Raw genomic sequence first — 23,080 nt, 5'->3', positions numbered from 1 at the left:
CGAGCAGCTTCTGTTCACCGCGGCCGGATTTTTGCAAAAATCTAGGTCTGCCTCTTGAGAAGTTTCTGAATTTCGCCTGTGAGCGCGCGTGCGGCGGGTGATAAAGACTGGCCTCTCAAAGTCACGATAGACACGGTGCGCGTCAACCCGGGGTTCGCTATGGGAGCGGCCTGCAGGTTTTTCCTAAGCGGGCTTGGCAAAGCGATTTTCGGCAGGATGCCGACCCCCATTCCAGCGCCTGCAAGCGCGATCAGGGTGTGCGTGTGCGCCACCTCGAATTTGATCTCCATGTGCAGATCGCGAACGGCCAAGGCCCGGTCGAGCATGATGCGCAAGGCCGCCGACCTGGAGTTGAGCAACACCGGATAGGCACAGAGTTCGGTCAGGTCGACCGACGTACGCCGCCGAAACCGAAAGCTCTTTGTCGCGATCGCATAAATCGGGTCTTCGAACAGGCTATCAAACCGGAATTCGGTCGAGCGTTCCATCTCGACCCCTATTCCGAAGTCGACTTCTCTGCGGCGAATGCACTCGATCAAGTCTGCAGCGGCAAGTTCGCGGAGACTGATACTTATCCCGGGATAGCTCGCCTGGAAGGCGTGCAGCGCGTGCGGCAGTATTGTCGCTGCGATGGTGGGGATGCACGCGAACGACAGCGTTCCCCGCTGGATGTCGACGGCTTCGCGAACTTCTCGAAGGCCATTCTCCCATTCGCCCAATGCGCGCCGAGCGAACGTCAGTAACTTCAGCCCTTCAGCAGTCAATTCGACCCGTCGGGTTGTCCGGTGAAACAAGGCCACACCGACCTGTTCCTCGAGCTGCTTGACCTGCATGCTGACCGCGGATTGCGACCGGTTCAGCTTTTCCGAGGCCTGCCGAAAGCTCTTGTTGTCGGCGATCGCGATGAAGATGTGCAGCAGCTTGAAGTTGACGTTTGTCATTCGCTGTTCCCGTGCGGAAACGTTAAATCAAGAAACCTGAATAATCGATCAGATAATCTCGATAGATTGATCATAGGCCGATGTCTATGATTTCGCTAGTCAGGCTGTTCGGCCGCCGTCGCGGGTGACTGGTGGGTGGACCCTGAACAAGAAAAAGCGTCGAGCCTACGTGCTCATGCGGAAGACTCAAGACGATAGCTACCAGTGGGAGCAACGCATGAAGGTGGTTCGTTCGCTGATCGCAGGAGTCGCCGCTGCATGGGCTCTCTGGCCGTCATGCCTCATGGCGGAAGACTTTCCGACCAGGCTGGTCCGCATCGTCGTACCGCAATCGCCCGGCGGTGCCACCGACACATTTGCGCGCACCATCGGACAGAAGCTCAGCGAGCACTGGAAGCAGCCGGTCGTGATCGAAAATCGCGCAGGCGCCGGAGGGGTGATCGGCACCGAGTCGGTCGCGAAGGCGCCCGCAGACGGATACACGCTGCTGGTGACCTACGAAGGCTCGCAGGCGATCAACCCCAGTCTTTACGAGAACCTGCCGTTCGATTCCATCAAGGACTTCACGCCGATCGGCACCATCGCAACGACGCCGTTTCTCCTGATTGTCGGCCAAAAGGTGCAGGCGAAGACGTTCCAGGAATTTCTTGCTCTGGCGCGCACCGATCCCGGCAAGATGAACTACGGCTCGGCCGGCAACGGCTCGGTCAATCATCTGCTTGGCGAAATGCTGCAGGTCGAGGCTGGTATTCGTATTACCCATGTGCCGTACAAGGGTGCGCCGCAAGCCATCTCGGACGTGATCGGCGGTCACCTCGATTCGGCCTTTGCCAGCGCGCCGTCGGTTATCGCTTCGGTCCAGCAGGGATTGGTGCGCGCGCTCGCCGTCAGCAGCGGCAAACGTGCAGCTATTTCGCCGGACACGCCGACGATTGCCGAAGGCGGCGTCAAGGATTTCGATGTCAGTCCGTGGTGGGGGATCTTTGGTCCGGCGGGTCTTCCACCGTCGGTCGTAAGCAAGATCAGCGCCGATCTCGCCGAGATACAAAAGGCGCCTGACGTCCTCGAAGTGCTGGCCAAGCAGGGAGGAACGCCGCTGATCAGTTCGCCGGAGCAATTTCGCAATCTGCTCGCAAAAGATATCGCGAAATGGGCAAAGACGGTGAAGGCGGCAGGCGTCAAGGCGAACTAGGCCGATTCACCCGCGGCTCACGCGCCCGATGTGTTGGTCGCGAACGCGGCCTGACTGAGGTTTGATATGTCCGAAACGCTGACAAGAGACGACGTCAAGGTGCGCGAGAAGATCATCGATGCCGACGTGCATCCCTGGATCAACGGCGACATCAAGGGACTGAAGAAATACCTGTCACGCGACTGGTGGGAGCATTTCGACGGCCGTTACGTACTGCCGAACCATTGGCTGCGTCCGCCGCTGGCGAGGGCATCTTCCAACCGTATCGACGCCATCACGCCGTCAGGCGGCGAGCCCGGCTCCGATCCGGTGTTCATGAAGGAAGAACATCTCGACAAGCACAATATCAGCCACGCGGTGCTGTCATCGATACAGGCTGGCAAGCTTGCGGCGATTCCCACCGCGAATGAGGCGGTAGCGCTCGCGACCGCCTTCAACGAATATTTTCTGAGCGAGTTCGTTACCGTCGACGACCGCTACAAGCTGGCCATGGTCGTCGCCGCGCATGATCCGCTGGCCGCAGCGGCCGAAATCCGCCGCATCGGCCATCTGCCGAACGTGGTTGCGGTCTATATGCCGCTGCTCAACATCCTGATGGGGCAGCGGCACTACTACCCGATCTATGAGGCGGCCGAGAGCCTGAGGCTGCCGATCCTTATCCACCCCACGGGAACAGAGGGTGGCTTCCCAACGGCGGTGGCCTTCGCGGGAGGCACGCCGAGCACGTATATCGAGCGCCATACGAATTTCCCGGAAATCGGGATGTCCAGCATCAACAGCATGATTTTCGAAGGCGTGTTCTATCGGTTTCCCGGGCTGAAGCTGCTCGCGGCAGAGTTCGGATTCAGCTGGCTTCCACATTTCCTGTGGCGGATGGATCAGAACTGGCATCAGTTCCGCAAGGAAGTGCCGTGGGTGAAGGTGAAGCCGAGCGAGACCGTGCTCAACCATGTGCGGTTCACGTCGCAGCCGATGGAGGAGCCGGAGAAGCCGGAATACCTGACCAGCATCCTTGAGATGATCCATGCCGATCGCACGCTGGTGTTCAGCACCGACTATCCGCACTGGGATAATGACTTTCCCCGTCTCACGTTACCGGGAATTCCAACAGCGCTGCGGCAGCGGATATTCTTTCAGAATGCCGCTGACCTCTTCAATTTGGCTTGAGCGGCCATGGTGCTTTCAAGCGAAGTGGGTACCGGTTCGCGCGAAGAAAACGCGTCAAACAAAAGTGCTATCGACGGAGGGTAAGGTGAGTTTACATCTGGTCGCGCAACTGGATCAGTTGAAGGACGCGACACCCATGGTCTTCACCGTGGCTGGACGGTCGATCGGCCTCATCAAGTCAAACGGCAGGGTCCATGCGGTGCGGAATGTCTGCCCTCACAAGGGTGCACCGGTATGCAGAGGCTCGTTCAAGGGAACGATGCTGCCTAGCGATCCCGGTACGTTCGTTTTCGGCATGGATGACCGGATCCTCCAATGTCCGTGGCACGGCTGGGAGTTCGATCTGAACACCGGCCGCACCCTGTGCGGCCACAGCAACAAGAAGCTCGTCCTGTATCCGGTCACGGTGAAGGAGGGCGCTGTTTACGTGGACGTTTGACGGCTTGCGTGATCGGCGACGTCGCTGTTTGAGCAAGACACAGATCAGGAGTGATAATGACTAATCCAAGATTGGGCTTTGCCGGCGTCGGCAAAATGGGCGGGTTGATGGCAGCGCGCCTGATCGAAGGAGGCCATCCTCTGATCGTGTTCGATGCGAACGACCGTGCAGTGGCGCCATTGGTGAAGGCCGGCGCCATGCGCGCTAACGCCTTGGCTGATCTCGCCGCGCAGGCGGAAATTGTATTTGCGAGCCTGCCGACGCCGGACGTCGTGCGCGAGGTTGCGCTCGGGCCGGGTGGCATTGTGGAGAGCGCCACGACAAAATTGTTTGTCGATCTATCGACGACAGGACCCCGGATCGCCCGCATCGTCGCCGAAGGCCTCGCCAGTAAAGGCATTACGGCGGTGGATTGCCCGGTGAGCGGCGGTCTGGCCGGCGCGCGCAACGGCACGCTGGCGCTGATGGTATCCTGCCCGGCCATAGCCTACGAACAGCTGCAGGATTTGCTGACGGTATTTGGCAAGCCGATCTTCGTCAGCGAAATTCCGGGCGCCGCGCAAACCATGAAGCTTGCAAACAACTTGCTCGCCGCCTGCGCGATCGCGATTTCATCGGAAGCTTTCGTATTCGGCGTCAAGGGCGGCTTGGACCCAAAGATCATGTGCGAGGTGTTCAACGCGAGCAGCGGCAGGAATACCGCAACACTGGACAAGTTTCCCCGGTCGGTGTTGCCGGGCACGTTCGATTTCGGCTTCTCGACGGCCTTGGCTTTCAAGGATGTGAAGCTCTGCCTCGATGAAGCGGAAGCGCTCGGCGTCCCGACACCGGTCGGCAGCGCGATCCGGCATGTTCTCGGCATCACGCAGGCGATGTTCGGTCCCGAATCCGATTTCACCAGCATGGTGCGCCCATTCGAGCGATGGGCCGGCGTGGAGGTGCGTTCTCCGCCCATGGTTCTGAATGAGGCTGAACAGTAACGATCGAAACGTCAGAACTGCGGCGGCAGCTGTGCGGCGACCTCGCGCGCGGCGACGCCCATGTCGTTCGCCAGCGCCAGCGAGCGTGCACGATCGAGCTGGCTGCCGAGGCCGACGGCCGCGATGGTGTGCGAGATCGTGCCCTGGCTGTTCAGAACCGGCACCGCCACGATGGTGACGCCGTCGATGTAATTGCCGCGATCGATACTGAATCCCTGACGGCGTACCAGCTCGACTTCCTTGCGCCAGGATTCGTAGCTCGGCGCATTGTGCCAGCGCAGCAGGCGAAATCGCTTCTCGATCTCCTTCTGCGGTTGCCCGCAAAAGGCGGCGACGCATCGCCCCGTGGCGCTGATCAGCGCGGGAAACCGGCTCCCGACATCGACATGCAGGCGCACCGGCGCCTGGCTGCGGGCAAGGGCGATCACGATCATGTTGTCGAGGTCGGGCACTTCGACGCCGATCGCCATGACGCCGTAGCGGTGTGAGAGATCATCCAGCTTCGGCCGCACCAGGTTCGGAAAGTCGCTGTTCTCGAGCACGGCGCGCGCCAGCGGCAGCATGCCGACACCGAGCCTGTAGCGCTTGGTCAAAGGATCGACCTGCAGCAGGTCTTCGGCAACGAGCGCGCGCGCGATGTGCAGCGCGGTGCTGGGCACCAGTTCGAGACTCTCCGCAATCGCCTTGAGGCTTTGCGGCGAACGGCTGCGGCTGAGCAGCCGCAGAATGGCGATGGCGCGGGTGACGGCAGGTACCGCGCGGACTCGTGGGGCTTTGGGATTCGGCATGATTGTCTCTGTACAACAATGATTGCGCTGCAACAACGTAGCGACAGTGATTGTATATATACAATTAAAAACGCTATTTGACAATCAGTTTGTCTTCGGTATTTTGCCGCCATGACCAAGCTGACCTACTTCACGAGCTACGCGGATGCGCAGGCGGAATTTTCCTCCGCCAGACTCTGGGAACTATTCGCGGGCAATCGCGAACGCCTGAACATCGCCCATGAATGCATCGACCGGCATGCCGGGCGGTCCAATCCGGCGGTGATTGTCGTTCACGCCGACGGGCCGGATGAACTGTTGAGCTTTCGCGAGATCTCGGAAGCCTCGTCGCGCTTCGCCCATTATCTGGAAGACGAGGGCGTCAAGCCCGGCGATCGCGTGGCGATCATGCTCGAGCCATCGCGCGCGTTCTACGTGGCGGTGTTCGGCACGATGAAGGCGGGCGCCGTCGCCGTGCCCTTGTTCACGCTGTTCGGACCCGATGGCGTCAAGCTGCGCGTCAACGACTGCACGCCGCGACTGATTGTGACGAACGCCGAAAAGGCGCCAAGCCTGGACGGCATGGAAGCAAAAATCGTGGTCGCCGACGATGCGTTCCTGAAAGGACTTGAGCGCTTCTCACCGCACTTTACGCCCAACACGGCGGCCGACGCGCTGGCGCTCTTCCAATATACGTCGGGGACGACGCGCGAGCTTCCCGAAGCGGTCAAGCACACCCATCGTGCGATCGTGACGCTGATGGTGGCGGCGCTGTACGGCACCGGTTTGCGCCCCGGCGATCGTTTCATCTGTCCCTCGTCGCCGGCTTGGGGCCATGGTCTCTGGCACGGCACGCTGGCGCCGCTGGCGCTCGGCATCACCATTGGCGCCTATGCCGGCAAGTTCAATCCGGAGCGGCTGCTGGCGGCGCTGCAACAGCACCAGTTCACCAACATCTCGGCGGCCGCCACGCATTATCGCATGATGCGGAATTCCGGCGCGGCGCCGAATTATCGCTACGCCATCGAGAAACTGTCCTTCACCGGCGAGCCGATCGACAGCGAAACGGCTTCGTTCGTCGAGGACATTTTTGGCCGGCCGGCCTGCAGCATGTACGGCACCACCGAGATCGGCGTGATCCTGGTGAGCTATCCCGGCGCCGGCGATTTCGTCGTCAAGCCCGGTTCATTGGGTAAACCGATTCCCGGCGGGCGCGTCGAGGTCCACGATGCCGAGGGCCGGCAATGCCCGCCCGGCGTCGCCGGCGAACTGAAGGTCTGGCGCCACGGGCAGTGGATCGCGACCAAGGATCTCGGCCGCATCGACGAGGACGGTTACTTCTATCACGGCGGCCGCGCCGACGATGTGATCATCTCCGCCGGCTGGACCATGAGCGCCGTCGAAATCGAGGATGCGATCCTCAAGCATCCGCAGGTCCGCGAGGCCGCCGCGATCGGCGTCGCCGATCCGCTGCGCGGACAAGTCGTCAAAGCCTTCGTCGTCACCGACCGGGCTGGCGATGAGGCGTTCCAGCACGAGATCCAGGACGTCGTGCGCCAGCGCCTCAGCCATCACGAATATCCGCGCGTCGTCAGTTTCGTCACCGAACTGCCGAAGACGCCGGCCGGCAAGGTCAACCGCAAGGTGCTGCGCGACCGCGAGCAGGCCATCACGAAATCAGAAGCGAGATAGAGGCAAGAGCCTGAAGGAAGGAACGTCACATGCTCGATACCGTTGAAACCAGATTTCCGAAGATCACCGAGGACGGCCTCGACGATCTGCGCAAGCGCATCGGCGTCTCGATCGGCGTCACCGCCGAGCCATGGTGCTACGAGGCGACGCGCGACAACATCCGCCACTACGCGCACGGCATCGGCGACGACAATCCGCTGTGGTGCGACCCTGATTACGCCGCCAAGACCAACCATGGAGGCATCATCGCGCTGCCGAGCTTCCTGTTCTCGACCAGCCGCATCGTGTCGGGTTACGTCGGCGGTTTGCCCGGCGTCCACGCGATGTGGTCGGGCGCCGACTGGACCTGGCACAAGGCGGTCCATCGCAACGACGTGATTTCGACCGAGGCCAAGCTGAAGGACCTCGTCGAGCATCAGACGCGTTTCGCCGGCCGCGCGATCCAGCAGACCTATCATGTCGATTTCTTCAACCAGCAGGGCGACCTCGTCGCCGAGGCGGATAGCTGGTGCTTCCGCACCGAGCGCGACCACGCGCGCGAGCAGGGCACCAAGTACAAGGAGGTCAAGGCCCGCGCGCCGCGCCGTTACAGCGAGCAGGAACTGGCCGAGGCCTACAAGCTCTATGCCGAGGAGCGGATTCAGGGTTCGCGCAAGCGCTACTGGCAGGACGTCACCGAGGGTGAGGCGCTGCCCGTGATGTTCAAGGGACCGATGACGGTCACCGGCTTCATCGCCTATGCGCAGGGTTGGGGCGGCCTCTATATCCGCGCCAACAAGCTCGCCTGGAAGCTGCAGGACGCCCATCGCGGTCTCGGCATTCCCAACCGCTTCAACATTCCTGATTGTCCCGAGCGCGTGCATTGGGAAGAGGAGTTCGCGCTCGAAGTCGGCGCGCCCGGCGCCTACGATTACGGTCCGGAACGCTGCTCCTGGCTGACCCATCACCTCACCAACTGGATGGGCGACGATGGTTTCCTGCGCCGCGCGACCTGCAAGATCCGCCGGCACAATCCCGAGGGCGACATGCTGTTCATCAAGGGCAAGGTGAAGCGCAAGTTCGTCGAGGGCGGACGTCACCTCGTCGAGATCGAGCAGGAAGCCTACAACCAGGACAATGAAGTATCGGTGCTGGGGACCGGCATCGTGGAATTGCCAAGCCGTTCCTGATAGCGCGTCTCTGAAAACCGAACGGTTCACCATGCCCGCAAACGAGCTCACGCGCGGAGCGATGACCGGCCTCAAGGTCGTCGATCTGTCGCGCGTGCTCGCCGGGCCGCTGTGCACGCAGATGCTGGCCGATCATGGCGCCGATGTCGTCAAGATCGAGCCGCCAGCGGGGGACGAGACCCGTGGTCTCGGCCCGCCGTTCGACGCGGCCGGGCAGGCGGCGTATTTCAGCGCCGTCAACCGCGGCAAGCGCGGCATGGCGCTCGACCTTTCGCGCGAGGAAGGGCGCGCCGTGCTCGAAGCCCTGCTCAGAGATGCGGACGTGCTGGTGGAGAATTTCCTGCCCGGCACCATGGAGCGCTGGGGTATCGGCTTTGACGTTTTGTCCACCCGCTTTCCGCGGCTGGTCTATTGCGCCATCTCCGGCTTCGGCGCCGATGGGCCGCTCGGCGGGCTGCCCGGCTATGACGCCGTGCTGCAGGCGATGTGCGGGCTGATGAGCATCAACGGCACGCAGCAATCCGGCGCCACCCGCGTCGGCGTTCCCATTGTCGATTACGTCACCGGATACAATGCGCTCACCGGCGTCCTGTTGGCGCTGGCGGCGCGCGAACGCACCGGGATGGGGCAGCGCGTCGAGGTGACGCTGTTCGACACTGCACTCAATTTGCTGGTCCCGCACGCAGCCAACTGGCTCTGCTCGGACGTCGTCCCCGGCCGGCTCGGCAGCGCGCATCCCAATATCGCGCCTTACGACAAATTCGCCGCCAGCGACGGCGAGATTTTCCTTGGGATCCTCAACGACGGCCAGTTCCGCCGTTTCTGCCAGAAGGTGGCGCGCGAAGACCTTCTCGACGATCCGCGTTTCCGGACCAACGCCGACCGGCTCAAGCACGTCGGATCCCTTCGCGCCGAACTCGAGCGCACGCTGGCCGGCTTCAAGTCCGACGATCTCTGCCGCGATTTGATGCGCGCGGGCGTGCCGGCAGGGCCCGTGAACAATGTGGCGCAGGCGTTCGCGCAGCCGCATGTGGCGCACCGCGACATGCTGGTTGAGGGCGAAGGCCACCGCGCGCCCGGCATTCCCATAAAACTTGCGCAGACGCCCGGCGGCGCGGGACGGCGGCCACCGCGCTTCGGTGAACATGTCCACGAAATCCTGGGAGAGGCCGGCTTCGATCAGGCGGCCATCGACGGTTTGATCGAGACCGGCGTCGTCGCACCCAACGATAAGAAGACCGACAACAAAAAATAAAATCATCAGGAGAGGAAACCGTCATGCTGAGATTTGCAAAATGGGCCGCAGGATTGCTGGCTTTGCTATGGAGTTGCGCGGCGGTTGCGCAGACCTATCCGTCGAGGCCGGTGCGGATCATCGTGCCGTACCAGGCAGGCCAGGGCACCGACGTGGTGGCGCGATACTTCGCCGAGCAATTGTCGCGGACGATGGGCCAGCGGTTCTATGTCGAGAACAAGCCCGGCGCCGGCGGCAACATCGGCGCCGAGCAGGCCGCGCGTTCGGACGCTGACGGATACACGCTGATGATGGGCACCAATGCAACCCAGAGCATGAACGAGTTCATGTACGCATCGCCGGGATTCGATCCGGCCAGGGATTTTGCGCCGATCATCCTGGTGGGCAAGCTGCCGATGGTGCTCGCGGCCAATCCGTCGTTTTCAGGAAATTCGCTGGCCGACCTGGTTGCCGCGGCCAAGGCGACGCCCGACAAGGTCGACATCGCGCTGCCGAGCACGACGGCCCGCATCGTCTTCGAGTTCCTGAAAGGGCGGAGCGGGGCGTCGTTGTTTTCCGTGCCCTACAAGGGATCGGCGACGGCCACGACCGACGTCCTCGGCGGCCAGGTGCCGCTGATCATCGACACGGTGACGGCGCTGCGCGGCCATGTCGCCGGCGGCAAGCTGAAGGCGCTCGGGATCACCTCGCTGAAATCGACCGAGCTGATGCCGGGTGTGAAATCCATCGCCGAGCAGGGTGTAGCCGACTTCGAAGTGACCGCCTGGAACGCGTTCTACGCGCCGCGCGACACGCCGCAGCCGATCGTCGATCTCCTGAACAAGGAGCTGGCGAAGGCACTTGCGGAACCGGAAACGAAGAAGCGCCTGCTGGAACTCGGATTTGATCCCGGCGGCGGAACGCCCGCCGAGCTGACCCAGTTCGAAAAGCGGGAGCGGCTTAAATGGGGTCCGCTGATCAAGGAAACAGGCCTGCAGGGCGGCTGAGCGAACAGCCGGACAGCAAGTCAGCGCTGGCCGTCATGGACTGAAATCGCATCGGCCGACAATCCGCCGATGCGGGCGTGCGGCCGGCCGCCGGTTGCCATCACGAGGCCGAACGCGATTTCGTCGCGGCGTGGCGCGTCCCACATCGTCATCTCCGCGGTGCCGAAATGGCTGCGCACATAGGCGGCGTGGACGTGGCCGAGCGGCACCATCAGGCGTGTGCCCGGGCCGCCGATCGTCTTCGCCGCGGGAACGATGGCCTTGGGCTGGCTAAGTACCTCGCGCATGCCTTGGCCGCCGGCCTCGTGCCACACGGCGCCATGCTCCAGTTCGCCGTCCTCGCCGACGACGATGCCCTTTCCATAGGCCTCGATCATGGCGCTGCCGCCGAGCCGCTCCATCAACCCGGCCCCGAGTTCGCGGCCGAGTGCGCGGAGCGACGCCTGGAACGGCATCAGGTCCGGTTGGTAGCGGCCGGCAAAGGGATTGCGGATCACTGCGATTGCCGTGCCGACGAGCAGCGGCGTTGCCAGCCGTGGCCCACGCTCGTGCCAGATCGTCTCGACGCTCAGCGACGTCTTGCGGATTTCATAGGCTGCGGACGATGGCGTCATCGGTTCACTCGTCGATGACCGGATTGCGGAGCACGCCGATCTGCTCGATCTCGACCTCGACGACGTCGCCGGGCTTGAGGAAGATCGGCGGCTTGCGCGTGAAACCGACGCCGGCCGGCGTGCCTGTCGCGATGACGTCGCCCGGCACGAGGTCGAAAATGGTCGAGGAATATTCGATCAGCCGCGGGATCGAGAAGATCAGCATCGACGTATTGCTCGATTGCACCGTCTCGCCATTGACGCGGGTCTCAAGCTTCAGATTGGCCGGATCGGCGATCTCGTCAGGCGTCACCAGCCATGGACCGAACGGGCCGGTGCCGACGAAATTCTTGCCGGATGCGATCTGCTGCGCATGCCGCTGCCAGTCGCGGACGCTGACGTCGTTGTAGATCGAATAGCCCGCGACGTGATTCCAGGCGTCGGCCTGGCTGATGTGACGGCCGCCCTTGCCGATCACGACGGCGAGCTCGCCTTCCCAGTCCAGATTGTCGGAAACTTTTGGCCGGATCACCGGCGCGTTGTGCGCGACCTGCGAGCGCCACACGCGCAGGAAGATCGGCGGAAATTCGGTGATCTCGCGCTTCATGCCGAACGCGACAGCCTCGTTGTGGTGATCGAGGTAGTTGCGCACGGCGCAGACGATCTTTTCCGGCCGCGGGATCACGGGCAGAAAACTGATCTCGCTTAGTTTCAGGTCCGGCGTGCGGGCGGCGGCGATCTGCTCCCGCTCGGCGAATTTCGCGCTCCCGATGAAATCCGCCAGCGTCCCGCCCAGCACCTTGCCGAGGTCGATGACCTCGTCGCCGCGCACGGCGCCCCATGTTTCGGTCTGCTGGCGCAGGAAAGAGATCAGCTTCATCGGTGGCGATCCTGTCTGGAATTTCGATTTCCGTAAAAAATACTATTTTCGAAAATGATACAAGCGAATTCGGATCGCCGGGTCAAACGCGCCCGCGCGAGCGCCCCTTCGCCGGCGTCCGGCCTAGCCGTCGCCGATCAGTTCGGATGCGTATTTGATGACGTTGTCGGTGGTGCTCTGGATGTGCTTTGCGATCAGATCGCAGGCGCGGTCGGCATCGCGGCCGACGGCCGTCTTCATCAGCGCACGGTGCTCGCCGGCCTTGTCGCGCGGCCGTGGCCGCAGCCGCGCCGAAATATTGCGATAGCGCTCGGCGCGTTCGAACAGTGACTGCCTGATACCAAGCAGGGTCGGCGAGCCGCATGCCCCGACCAGGGATTCGTGAAACTCCCGGTGCGCCAGCTTCCACTCCGGATTGTCGGCGTAATCTTCCACGGCGCGGCCTTCGATGATTCCAAGCCGGTGGATCGACGAAATAACCGCGATTTCCCAGTCATCATCGCCATTTTCGATCGAGCGGCGGATCAAATCGACCTCGATCAGAATGCGGGCGCGCGTCAGATCGATCAAATCCGAAAGGCTGATGGGCGCCACCTTGAAGCCGCGCTGCTCCTCGGCCACCACCAGCCCCTCGGCGGCCAGACACGTCAGCGCCTCGCGCAGCGTCGTGAAGCTCGCGCCATAGGCCAGCCGCAGCGTGTCGAATTTGAGCACCTCGCCGGGCTTGAGCCGGCAGGTCACGATCTCGTTGCGCATCCGGTGCGCGATATCGGACGCCAGCGTCTTGCCGAATTCCTTTCGGCGCTTGAAGGCCGTGACGTTCATGGAATCGCTCTCCGATCGCCTTTGAGTCTATCGAGGCGAGAATGCTGTTGCAATAATTTTCGTAAGCGATAGTATTTTCGAAAATATCGATTTGAGATGGGTGGAGCGCGCATGAAGGCTGTCTTGGTACACCGCCCGGGAGGGCCGGACGCTTTGCAATATCAGGACGTTCCGCAGCCGGAGCCCGGCGAAACCGACGTGCTGATCCGGGCCGAGACCTTCGGGGTCGGGCAACCCGACAAGCTGATCCGCAGCGGCGTCTACAAATGGATGCCGCCGCTGCCGGCCAACCCCGGCAATGATTTGGCGGGCCGGATCGAGGCCGTCGGCAGCGGCGTGCGTGACATCAAGGTCGGACAAAAGGTGCTGCTCAGCGCCCGCGATCTGGCGCAGCGTGGCGGTTGCTACGCCGAGATGGTCGCGGCTCCCGCCGATGCCATCCATCTCTTGCCCGAGCAGGTCGATCTCGAGGCCGCGGTTTGCCTTGCCAATTACCAGGTGGCCTGGGCGCTGCTGAATGAATGCGGATCGGCGCGTCCGCCGAAATCGGTGCTCGTCATCGGCGCGGCCGGCGGCGTCGGCTCGTCGCTGGTGCAACTTGCAAAGCTTGCAGGCATGACCGTGATCGGCACCGTCAGCTCGGAGGAGAAGGCGGTCTTCGCCTGCGCGATGGGCGCCGACGGCATCATCTACTATCGCGGCGAAGACGTCGTCGCGCGTGTGCGCGAACTGACTGAGGGGCGCGGCGTCGATCTTGTGCTCGACCATGTCGGCGGTCCTGATTTCTTCACCCATCTGCGCGCGCTGGCCAAGTGGGGAACGGTGGTTTCCTACAACGCGTTCGACGGTCTGCCGACGCAGAACATGATGGAGGAGATGCGCAAGCATCTCGATGTCTGCCCCGCGATCCGCTGTTTCTCGTTCCACATCTACGACCACGACCGCGAAGGCCGGCGCGCCATCATGAAGCGCATGATCGGCCATCTGGCGGATGGAACCATCAAGCCGGCGATCTTCGCCCGCTTCAAATTGTCCGAGGTGCGCCGGGCCCATGAGCTGCTGGATTCCGGCCAGGCGCTCGGCAAGATCATCATGACGCGGGACTGACGGGGAAGAGTGCGATGATAAAAGTCAAGCGCATCAGGCACGCGACGTTCGCGACCGCCGATATCGAACAGCAGATCGAATATTATCAGGGGATCATCGGTCTCGGCATTGTCGAAAGGCAGACCGGTCGCGCGCTGTTCGCCTCGGAGTCCGGCGAACTCACGCTGGTTCTGGAGCAGGATACGGCGTCCTCCTGCAAGGCCATGGCCTTCGAGATCGGCCCCGATGTCGAGCTGGCGGACGTCGGCAAAGAGCTCAATGATCTCGGCATCAAATCCGAGATCCGCTCCGATTCCGCGCCGGGAATACCGCGGACGCTGGTTTTCAGCGATGTCGACGGCCGGCAGGTAGAGCTGTTCACGCAGTGTCAGTTCACCGCTCCGAGCGAACAGGTGCGGGGCATCGTCGTCAGCAAACTGGGCCACATGGCGATGTACGCGCCCGATCCGGACCGGACCGCAAGATTTTATTCCGACGTTTTGGGTTTCCGCGATTCGGACCGGATCGAGGAAAACTTCGTCTTCATGCGCTGCGGGTTCGAGCATCACGCCGTCAATTTCGCGCGCGGTACTGACGCGCGGCTGCATCACATGGCGTTCGAACTGCGCGATGCCTCGCACATGCAGCAGGCCTGCGACCTGCTCGGGCGGCGAAAGATCCCGCTGCTATGGGGACCGGTGCGCCACGGCCCCGGGCACAACATCGCGACCTATCATCGCGATCCCGATGGCTATCTCATCGAGCTGTTCTACGACATGGACCGCATGGCCGACGAGGAGCTCGGCTATTTCGAACCGCGTCCCTGGCATCGCGACCGGCCGCAGCGTCCGAAGACCTGGATCGGATTGCCGCGCGACATCTGGGGCGTGGGTCCGGCGCCGGACACCGCCGAGTTTTCACCGAAGATGCGCGGCGGGAAGTGAGCGCGCGGAACTTCCGCGAATAACACGAACACAATGATCGATATGGGGAGAGACGAAAATGGCGGGATCAGCGCATAATTCAGTTCGTCGCCACTTTGTCGGGCGACTGTTCGCGATGCTGTTCATCGCCACGATCGCGGGATCGATGAGCGCCGCCAGCGCCCAGGATTATCCGACCCGGCCGATCCGGCTGCTCCACGGTTTTGCTGCCGGCGGCGCAGCCGACACCCTGTCGCGCATCTTGGCGAACGGGCTCTCGAAGCGGCTGGGCCAGCCGATCGTGATCGAAGCCAAGCCGGGTTCGGGCGGCAATCTCGCAGCGGCCGCGATCGCCAAGGCGGAGCCCGATGGCTACACGATCGGGCTCGTCACCGGCGCCCACGCCATATCGCCGGCGCTCTACAAGGCGCTGCCTTACGATTCCGTCGACAGTTTTGAGATGATCTCGACCGCCGTCTACTACGCGCTCGTGATCGCGGTCCGCGCCGATTACGAGGCCAAATCGCTCGGCGAGTTGATCGCGCTCGCGAGAGCAAAACCCGGCGAGCTCAATTACGCCTCCGTTGGATTTGGCAGCACCCACCATCTCGCCGGCGCGCTTCTAGAAACCACGGCCGGCATCAAGATGGTGCACGTTCCCTATCGCGGCGATTCGCTGACCGTCACCGCGCTGCTCGGCGGCGAGATTCCAATGATCGTGGGAACGCCGGTGCTGCTGGCGCCGCAGATCGAGAGCGGGGCCATTCGCGGGCTTGCCGTGACATCGCCCGCCCGCAGCAAGCTCTTGCCAAACGTTCCCACGGCCGATGAATCGGGCGTCAAGGGATTCGATGTGCGCACCTGGGCCGGGCTGCTGGCGCCGAAAGGCACGTCGCCGGCGATCGTCAAGCGTCTCAACACCGCCGTCCGCGAGACCCTGGCCGACCCGGAAACCAAAGCGGCGCTGGAAACCGCGATCGGCGGCGAAGTGCAGGGCAGTACGCCGGAGGAAATGCGCGCGCTGATTCAGTCGCAAATCGTAAAATGGGCCGACGTGATCAAGACAGCGAATATTCCCCGCCTGTGACGATCAAGGCATCGTCATGGCGTTCCTGCTTGCATTTCCGGCATCGTGAGCGGCCGAAAGCGCCTTTGTCGCCGCCGTCCTTTCGCGTATGTTCTCAGGAAACCACTCCTTCCTGAGAGGCCATGTGACTGCATCCAATCCTGCCGCGGGCAAGCCGGTCGGTTCCGCTGATCTCGTCAATGTTCCGCGCCTGATGACGGCCTATTTCGCCGGAAAGCCCGATCCGGCCGATCCTGCCCAGCGCGTCGCTTTCGGCACCTCGGGTCATCGCGGCACGTCGCTGAAAAACTCCTTCAACGAAAACCACATTCTGGCCACCACGCAGGCGATCTGCGACTACCGCCGCGAAACCGGGCTGACCGGCCCGCTGTTCATCGGCATCGACACCCACGCGCTGGCGGAATCGGCGCTGGTGAGCGCGATGGAAGTGTTTGCCGCCAACGGCGTCGAGATCATGATCGACGATCGCGGCGGCTACACGCCGACGCCGGTTATCTCGCACGCGATCCTGAGCTACAACAAGGGCCGGACGGGCGGCCTTGCCGATGGCGTCGTCATCACGCCGTCGCATAATCCACCCGAGGACGGCGGCTACAAATACAATCCGCCGCATGGCGGCCCGGCCGATACCGATGTCACGGCCAGGGTCGAAAAGGCCGCGAACGCCTTCATGGCGGCGGACATGAAGGGCGTGGCGCGGATGCCGTATGAGCGCGCCCGCAAGGCGCCGACGACGCATCTGTATGATTACATCCGCCCCTATGTCGCCGATCTCGGCAATGCCGTTGATATGGCGCTGATCAAATCATCCGGCGTGAAAATCGGCATCGATCCGCTCGGCGGCGCCGCCGTGCACTATTGGCAGCCGCTCATCGAGCATTACGGCATCAACGCCACTGTTGTGAACGATGTCGTCGATCCCACCTTCCGTTTCATGACCGCGGACTGGGACGGCAAGATCAGGATGGATTGCTCCTCGCCTTACGCGATGGCGAGCCTGATCCAGATGCGCGACAGGTTCGACGTTGCCTTCGCCAACGATACCGATGCCGACCGCCACGGCATTGTCACGCGCACCGGCGGCCTGATGAACCCGAACCATTTCCTCGCCGCCGCGATCGCCTATCTGTTCGAGCACCGGCCGCAATGGGGCAGGGATGCCGCGATCGGCAAGACCATCGTTTCCAGTTCGATCATCGATCGCGTTGCGAAAAAGCTGAACCGCAAGCTGGTCGAAACGCCGGTCGGATTCAAATGGTTCGTCGAGGGCCTCGGCAGCGGCGCATTCGGCTTTGCCGGCGAGGAAAGCGCCGGCGCCTCGTTCCTGAAGCGGGACGGATCGGTGTGGACCACCGACAAGGACGGCGTCGTGATGGGGCTGCTGGCGGCCGAAATCCTCGCCAAGACCGGCCGCAATCCCAGCGAGCTGTTTGCGGGACTGACCGCCGAACTCGGCACGCCCGTCTACGCGCGGATCGACGTGCCGGCGACGCCGAAGCAGAAGAACGCGCTCAAGGCGCTCGGGCCGGAACAGCTCGGCCTGAAGGAAATGGCTGGCGATCCGGTGACGGCGATCCGGACCAAGGCGCCCGGCAACGATCAGCCGTTCGGCGGCATCAAGGTCGAGACCGATCAGGGCTGGTTCGCGGCACGGCCGTCCGGCACCGAAGACGTCTACAAGATCTACGCCGAAAGTTTTCGCGACAAGGATCATCTCGGCAAGATCCAGAGCGATGCCAGGGCCGCGATCGCGAAGGCGTTCTGACGAACCGCCGGCTCGCCGCGAGGCTCGCGTTGCTGCGTCATCCCCGGACGAACGCACTTGCGTTCGCTCGGGAGGTGCGCGCTCTTGCGCGCCTCGAAGGATGGTCACAGCCCGTGGCCCATCCTGGCTCGCTGCGCTCGCACCTCTGGATGACGGATAGAGTGAGCTTCCCTTATCTCGCCTTGCGACCCCCCGGACTCAAAGTGAAACGAAATATTAGGGTTACCCAATCGTCAACGCTTATGGTTTCTTAAGTATTTAGACCGACCTTGGTTGCCGGCTGTAGCCGGTAACAGTTTGGGTTGAGTCGATGAAGACAGTCTCGGTTACGCTTCTTGGTCTGCTGTTGGGGTCCAGTCTCCCGGGTGCCAATCCCGCCGGTGCGGCGGACATGCCTGACGTCATTCCGGCCTATGTCGCGGCGTGGTCCTGGACCGGGTTTTATGCCGGCGCGCATCTCGGCGCCGGCTCTGCCAATGCGCAGTTTTCCGATCCCGCCGGCCCGCCGATCTATGGCGGAACCGTCCGAAGCCCTTCGTTTCTCGGCGGCGGGCAGGCCGGTTATATTTGGCAAATTCCAAACTCGAATTTTGTTCTCGGCGTCGAGGGCGATGTCTCCGGCTTTATCTCCGATGGCAGCGCAACCTGCCTGGCATCGTCAGGCTTCTTCATCTCCGCGAACTGCAGGGTTCGTCAGGGTCTCGGCGGCAGCCTGACCGGCCGCGTCGGCTGGGCCGCGGGCGCCCAGGGGCGCACGTTGCTCTATGCCAAGGGCGGCGGTGCCTGGTTGCAGGAGCATATCGACATCACGTCCAACCCGCTGATTTTTCCCTCGACGGTCTTCGACGGCACGCGATGGGGATGGACCGTCGGCGCCGGCGTGGAACGGGCGATAACGCCGGCATGGTCGTTCAGGCTGGAGTATGACTACGCGCGTTTCGGCGCCGTCAACGTCGCCACGCCGGAAAGCTTCGTCCAGGTTCTGCCGCCGTTCAGCAACGGCTATCTTCGCACCGCGGGCGGCACGACTTCGGTCAGCCAGAACCTGCAAACCGTCAAGATGGGCCTGAACTACAAGTTCGGCGTTGACGGCGATGCGAGATTTCAGCCGACGGAATCGGAATATCGCCTGAGAGGCACCACCGATGCGGGCGTCATCCCCGCCATCGAAGTCGAAATCGGCGGGCGCACCTGGTACTCTTCCGGCCGCTTCCAGAAGGATCTCGGCGCCACCGCCAATCCGTCGCTGCAGAACGTGCTGGTCTCGCGGCTCACCTACGACACCACGGCGGCATCGGGCGAGGTGTTCGGCCGCCTCGACACTTCGCAGAACATCTTCCTCAAGGGCTTCGTCGGCGGCGGAAAGATCCTGTCGGGCAAGATGCATGATGAGGATTGGCTGATCTTCAATGGAACGGTGCCCTATTCGAACACGCTCTCGAGCGTGAGCGGCGACATCGGCTACGCCACGATTGACGTCGGCTACTCGCTGTTTCGCGGACCCAGCGCCAACCTTGGCGGCTTCATCGGCTACAATTATTACCGGGAAGACAAATCTGCCTTTGGCTGCGTTCAGATCGCCAATCCCTACTCCGCCTGCGTCCCCTCGATTCCGAATTCCACGCTCGCCATCACCGAGAACAACAAATGGAATTCGTTCCGGGTCGGTGCGACCGGCGCCGTCAAGCTCATGGACGGTTTGACGCTGACCGCCGATGCCGCCTATCTGCCGTTCGTGAATTTCACCGGCGTCGATAATCACGTGCTGCGGACCGACGTGTCCAACACCGTCTCCCCGGAGGCGGGCGCCGGGCACGGCGTGCAGCTCGAGGCCATCCTGTCCTACGCGATCGGAAAATCCTTCAGCGTCGGCGCGGGCGGCCGCTACTGGGCGATGTGGGCCCCCGGCGCGTCCACCAACATCTTCGGCACCGACTGCCCCTGCCAGACGCTGCCGGTCCGCGCCGAACGCTACGGCGGATTCATCCAGGCCTCGTACAAGCTGGACGGGCTGAAGTAGGGCGGAGCAACGGCCTGTCTGCGATGCGGGCTGTCCTGATCTCGGACGAACTGCCGCTCACCAGGAACCTTGCTCGTGCCGCTTCTGACTCACTGAAAGTCCGCTTTTGAGTGACACGCGGACTTTGCCTCTGGTTTGAAAACTCCCATAGCCAGCACCTTGCCTTGTCTCGCAGAGGCCCATGCCGATCGCGCTGTTGCCAAAAGAATTCTTAGCTGCTTCGCTCCTTGCAGCGACCGGATGTCAACTCACGGCGCCAGGGAGAAGAACGTGACGCACAAGGGTATGGTGGTAACTCCGCAACCCGAGGCCACAGAGGCGGGCAGGGACATCCTCGTCGCCGGCGGCAATGCGATCGATGCTGCCATCGCGGCCGCGCTGGTTCAGACAGTCGTTGACCCCATGATGTGCGGAATTGCCGGTTTCGGAAGTCTGGCCGCCTATTTCCCGTCGAAGAAGGTGCATACCTACTACGATTTCCATGCCCCTGCGCCGGCAGCCGTACGACCTGACATGTGGCAGGATCTGATCGAGAGCGAAGCGCGTGACGGATACGGCTTTATTCTCAAAGGGAACGTGAACGACATCGGTTATCAATCGATCTGCGTGCCTTCCTCGCTCAGAGCCTTTGCCGACGCGCACCGTGATCTCGGCAAACTGCCCTGGTCCGAGCTGTTTGGCCCGGCCATTGATTACGCCGAAAGCGGCTGGAACGTCCGGCCGCATGTCTACACCTGGTGGTCGGAAGAAGGAACGATGGGACGGGTGGGTAACGCCAATCGAATTTCATTCGTCCCATCGGCCAAGGCGCTTTATTGCAGAGCGGATGGGTCACCGAAGCGTGTGGGAGACCGCGTCGTCAATCGGGACTATGGAAACGTGCTGCGGGCCATCGCGAAGGATGGGCCTGACGCCTTCTTTCGCGGCGAGATCGCCGATGCCATCGACGCAGACATGCGGGCCCACGGCGGTCTGTTGCGCCGCTCCGATCTCGAGAAGCTGCGAACCGTAAGGAACAAGCCGCTCTCCGCCACCTATCGAAACTCCCGGGTCACGACAAATCAGGCGCCCGGCGGCGGCATCATGCTGCTGGAGATGCTTCGCACGCTCGAGAATTTCGACTTGAAGTCCATCGGTCACAACAGCGTCGAATACATTCGCGTCGTTGCCGAAGCCATGAAGGCCGCAACCCGCGACAAGGATCTGTTTATCGGCGATCCCGCCTTTGTTGACGTTCCGACCGATCGCTTGATCTCGAAGGAGCACTGCGCCGAAATTGCTGAAGGCATCAAGCGTGGCGACAAGGTCAACGTGGTCAGGCTCAATGCGGGCCTCCCGAGCAAGGATACGACACAGGTTTCGATATGCGATGCCGAAGGCAACTGCATCTCGATGACCCATTCGCTTGGTTTGCCGTCTGGCGTGATCACCAATGGATTGGGTTTCATGTACAATGGATGCATGGGCGTCTTTGATCCGCGGCCCGGGCGAGCCGGCTCGCTCGCGCCCGGAAAAGCAAGATTCTCCTCCATTTGTCCGTCGATCGTCTTCAGGGATGATAAGCCCGTCCTGGTGATCGGCGCACCCGGTGCGACCCAGATCGCCATGGGTGTGCTCCAGGTATCGCTGAACGTCCTCGACTTCGAAATGTCCATGCTGGAGGCGGTCTCAACGCCCCGCTTTTCGGCTACCAGCGATATCATCGATCTCTCGAACCGGATTCCACGCTCTGCCGAGCGGGCGCTGAATGGGCTCGGATACCAGACGGTACGATCCGCACTTAGCCACACATTCGGTTGGGTACACGGTATCAAGATTTCTTCTGAAGGGCTGCAAGGTGGCGCTGATCCCGCGACCGACGGTATGGCGCTTACGGCTTCCTGAACTTGAACCATGCTCGTTCTTTAAAAGGCGTTTCTCCCAATGGCCGATCTGCACGGCGTCTTTCCTTACCTCGTTTCACCGATCGATCCCGAAGGCCGCATCCGCACCGAGGTGCTCGCGCGCCTCTGCGACGATCTGATCAAGTCAGGCGTCCACGGGCTGACACCGCTCGGCTCGACCGGCGAGTTCGCCTATCTCAACCAGGCGCAACGCACCGCCGTGGTGCAGACCACGATCGAGGCTGCCAAGGGCCGGGTGCCCGTGATTGCCGGCGTCGCCTCGACCTCGACAGCGGATGCGGTGGCGCAGGCGAAGGCGTACCAGAAGCTCGGCGCCGACGGCATTCTCGCGATCCTCGAAGCGTACTTTCCGCTCTCCGACGCGCAGGTCGAATCCTATTTCCGCGCCATTGCCGATGCGGTCGAGATTCCCGTCGTGATCTACACCAACCCGCAATTCCAGCGTTCGGACCTGACGCTGGACGTGATCGAGCGCCTCGCCGCGCATCCGCGCATCGGCTACATCAAGGACGCCTCGACCAATACCGGCCGGCTGCTGTCGATCATGAACCGCTGCGGCGACAGCATCAAAGTGTTCTCGGCCTCGGCCCACATTCCGGCGGCGGTGATGCTGATCGGCGGCCTCGGCTGGATGGCCGGCCCGGCCTGCATCATCCCGCGCCAGAGCGTCGAACTCTATAACCTCTGCCAGGCCAAGCGCTGGGACGAGGCGCTGACGCTGCAACGCAAGCTGTGGCGCATCAACGAAGCCTTCGCCCGCTTCAACCTCGCCGCCTGCATCAAGGCCGGCCTGGAAATCCAGGGCTACGCCGTCGGCGACCCCGTCCCGCCGCAGGCCGCGCTGACGGCGGAGCAGCGGAAAGTGGTCGAAGCGGCGTTGAGGGAAGTGGGGTAGTTGGATTGGGGTCTCTCCCCGTCATTGCGAGCGCAGCGAAGCAATCCATGGTGCGCCGAGCCGAGGCATGGATTGCTTCGCTTCGCTCGCAATGACGATGTGGAAATAGTAGGTGCGACAAAACAACCCGACGGGCAAATCAGTTCCGAATTACAGAAATCGTGTCAAGTCAAGAATTTCCGAAAATCGAAAATATTTCACTTCCCTTCCACCCCAAATCACCTGCACATCAAAAGCCATCCCGTCCCACTCAGAGGGGCGTCGGCCGTCGTCATGACGAGGGGCGGGTCGCGGTGGACGCTGAGGTTGCGATTGACGGTCGCGGCTGATGCGTACGGTGAAAGCGTGTGGTCCTGGCGCCCGTAACGGCGTCAAGTCTTTCGGGAGCCAACGCTTCCGAGGGGCGACGGTGGCAATAGAGGCCGTCTCACCGGGGAGAGCGCGTTATAAGCCGTAAAGCCATTGCGCAGGGAATGTCGGATGTTCTCCGCTGCCCTGTATGCTCATGTGCAGC

20 protein-coding genes are annotated in these 23,080 nt (G+C 62.5%); 15 read left to right on the top strand and 5 right to left on the bottom strand.

Annotated elements, in window-relative coordinates; all coding sequences use genetic code 11:
• Window positions 1-41: 41 nt before the first annotated feature.
• Window positions 42-941, bottom strand: coding sequence for a LysR family transcriptional regulator (locus tag JQ629_RS23090; protein ID WP_212032738.1), 900 nt, complete (start codon window positions 939-941; stop codon window positions 42-44).
• A 217-nt stretch (window positions 942-1,158) separates the two neighbouring features.
• Here JQ629_RS23090 and JQ629_RS23085 point away from each other — a divergent pair, with 217 nt between their 5' ends.
• From JQ629_RS23085 to JQ629_RS23070, 4 genes are all read left to right on the top strand, one after another.
• On the top strand, window positions 1,159-2,133 hold the full coding sequence (locus tag JQ629_RS23085; RefSeq protein ID WP_212414606.1) for a Bug family tripartite tricarboxylate transporter substrate binding protein: 975 nt from the start codon (window positions 1,159-1,161) through the stop codon (window positions 2,131-2,133).
• Between the two features lie 66 nt (window positions 2,134-2,199).
• Window positions 2,200-3,300, top strand: a complete 1,101-nt coding sequence (locus tag JQ629_RS23080) for an amidohydrolase family protein (RefSeq protein ID WP_212414605.1) — start codon at window positions 2,200-2,202, stop codon at window positions 3,298-3,300.
• Between the two features lie 85 nt (window positions 3,301-3,385).
• Entirely contained in the window at window positions 3,386-3,739 is a 354-nt protein-coding gene (locus tag JQ629_RS37575; protein ID WP_212414604.1) for a Rieske (2Fe-2S) protein, read from the top strand.
• A gap of 56 nt (window positions 3,740-3,795) precedes the next feature.
• Window positions 3,796-4,719: an NAD(P)-dependent oxidoreductase gene (locus JQ629_RS23070; RefSeq protein ID WP_212414603.1), complete on the top strand. Its 924-nt coding sequence runs from the start codon at window positions 3,796-3,798 to the stop codon at window positions 4,717-4,719.
• Between the two features lie 11 nt (window positions 4,720-4,730).
• On the opposite strand, the gene JQ629_RS23065 is transcribed toward JQ629_RS23070, so the two are convergent.
• The gene (locus tag JQ629_RS23065; RefSeq protein ID WP_212414602.1) at window positions 4,731-5,507 is read right to left on the bottom strand and encodes an IclR family transcriptional regulator; all 777 of its coding nucleotides are present in this window, start codon (window positions 5,505-5,507) and stop codon (window positions 4,731-4,733) included.
• A 111-nt stretch (window positions 5,508-5,618) separates the two neighbouring features.
• Between JQ629_RS23065 and JQ629_RS23060 the strand changes: the two genes are divergently transcribed.
• From JQ629_RS23060 to JQ629_RS23045, 4 genes are read left to right on the top strand one after another with little or no spacing between them, the layout of a single operon-like run.
• Window positions 5,619-7,178 carry an acetate--CoA ligase gene (locus JQ629_RS23060; protein WP_212414601.1) on the top strand — a complete coding sequence of 520 codons (1,560 nt, stop codon included), beginning with the start codon at window positions 5,619-5,621 and terminating at the stop codon, window positions 7,176-7,178.
• 29 nt (window positions 7,179-7,207) lie between these two features.
• A complete protein-coding gene (locus tag JQ629_RS23055) occupies window positions 7,208-8,347 on the top strand; it encodes an FAS1-like dehydratase domain-containing protein (protein WP_212414600.1) in 1,140 nt (379 codons plus the stop codon).
• 31 nt (window positions 8,348-8,378) lie between these two features.
• The gene (locus JQ629_RS23050) at window positions 8,379-9,602 is read left to right on the top strand and encodes a CaiB/BaiF CoA transferase family protein (RefSeq protein ID WP_212414599.1); all 1,224 of its coding nucleotides are present in this window, start codon (window positions 8,379-8,381) and stop codon (window positions 9,600-9,602) included.
• A 23-nt stretch (window positions 9,603-9,625) separates the two neighbouring features.
• Window positions 9,626-10,588, top strand: a complete 963-nt coding sequence (locus JQ629_RS23045) for a Bug family tripartite tricarboxylate transporter substrate binding protein (protein ID WP_212414598.1) — start codon at window positions 9,626-9,628, stop codon at window positions 10,586-10,588.
• Between the two features lie 20 nt (window positions 10,589-10,608).
• Here the strand turns inward: JQ629_RS23045 and JQ629_RS23040 are convergent, their stop codons facing one another.
• The 3 genes from JQ629_RS23040 to JQ629_RS23030 all read right to left on the bottom strand — a co-directional run bounded on the left by JQ629_RS23040 (window position 10,609) and on the right by JQ629_RS23030 (window position 12,886).
• The gene (locus tag JQ629_RS23040) at window positions 10,609-11,202 is read right to left on the bottom strand and encodes an amino acid synthesis family protein (RefSeq protein ID WP_212414597.1); all 594 of its coding nucleotides are present in this window, start codon (window positions 11,200-11,202) and stop codon (window positions 10,609-10,611) included.
• A 4-nt stretch (window positions 11,203-11,206) separates the two neighbouring features.
• Window positions 11,207-12,061 carry a fumarylacetoacetate hydrolase family protein gene (locus JQ629_RS23035; RefSeq protein ID WP_212414596.1) on the bottom strand — a complete coding sequence of 285 codons (855 nt, stop codon included), beginning with the start codon at window positions 12,059-12,061 and terminating at the stop codon, window positions 11,207-11,209.
• 123 nt (window positions 12,062-12,184) lie between these two features.
• The gene (locus tag JQ629_RS23030) at window positions 12,185-12,886 is read right to left on the bottom strand and encodes a GntR family transcriptional regulator (RefSeq protein WP_212414595.1); all 702 of its coding nucleotides are present in this window, start codon (window positions 12,884-12,886) and stop codon (window positions 12,185-12,187) included.
• A 111-nt stretch (window positions 12,887-12,997) separates the two neighbouring features.
• Here JQ629_RS23030 and JQ629_RS23025 point away from each other — a divergent pair, with 111 nt between their 5' ends.
• The 7 genes from JQ629_RS23025 (at window position 12,998) to JQ629_RS22995 (ending at window position 22,566) form a co-directional block, all read left to right on the top strand.
• A complete protein-coding gene (locus JQ629_RS23025; RefSeq protein ID WP_212414594.1) occupies window positions 12,998-13,993 on the top strand; it encodes a zinc-dependent alcohol dehydrogenase family protein in 996 nt (331 codons plus the stop codon).
• Between the two features lie 14 nt (window positions 13,994-14,007).
• A complete protein-coding gene (locus tag JQ629_RS23020; protein ID WP_212414593.1) occupies window positions 14,008-14,916 on the top strand; it encodes a VOC family protein in 909 nt (302 codons plus the stop codon).
• A 58-nt stretch (window positions 14,917-14,974) separates the two neighbouring features.
• Window positions 14,975-15,982: a Bug family tripartite tricarboxylate transporter substrate binding protein gene (locus tag JQ629_RS23015; RefSeq protein ID WP_212414592.1), complete on the top strand. Its 1,008-nt coding sequence runs from the start codon at window positions 14,975-14,977 to the stop codon at window positions 15,980-15,982.
• An 88-nt stretch (window positions 15,983-16,070) separates the two neighbouring features.
• Window positions 16,071-17,747 carry a phosphoglucomutase (alpha-D-glucose-1,6-bisphosphate-dependent) gene (gene pgm / locus JQ629_RS23010; RefSeq protein ID WP_249135225.1) on the top strand — a complete coding sequence of 559 codons (1,677 nt, stop codon included), beginning with the start codon at window positions 16,071-16,073 and terminating at the stop codon, window positions 17,745-17,747.
• Between the two features lie 391 nt (window positions 17,748-18,138).
• A complete protein-coding gene (locus JQ629_RS23005; RefSeq protein ID WP_249135224.1) occupies window positions 18,139-19,767 on the top strand; it encodes an outer membrane beta-barrel protein in 1,629 nt (542 codons plus the stop codon).
• A gap of 270 nt (window positions 19,768-20,037) precedes the next feature.
• Window positions 20,038-21,651: a gamma-glutamyltransferase family protein gene (locus JQ629_RS23000; protein WP_349631313.1), complete on the top strand. Its 1,614-nt coding sequence runs from the start codon at window positions 20,038-20,040 to the stop codon at window positions 21,649-21,651.
• A gap of 39 nt (window positions 21,652-21,690) precedes the next feature.
• Window positions 21,691-22,566: a dihydrodipicolinate synthase family protein gene (locus JQ629_RS22995; protein WP_212414588.1), complete on the top strand. Its 876-nt coding sequence runs from the start codon at window positions 21,691-21,693 to the stop codon at window positions 22,564-22,566.
• The last annotated feature ends 514 nt before the right edge of the window (window positions 22,567-23,080 follow it).

The organism is Bradyrhizobium sp. AUGA SZCCT0222 (assembly GCF_018130205.1).
Classification (GTDB): domain Bacteria; phylum Pseudomonadota; class Alphaproteobacteria; order Rhizobiales; family Xanthobacteraceae; genus Bradyrhizobium.
Note: the sequence above shows the minus strand (reverse complement) of the source record. Positions and strands in the feature narration are given on the sequence as shown.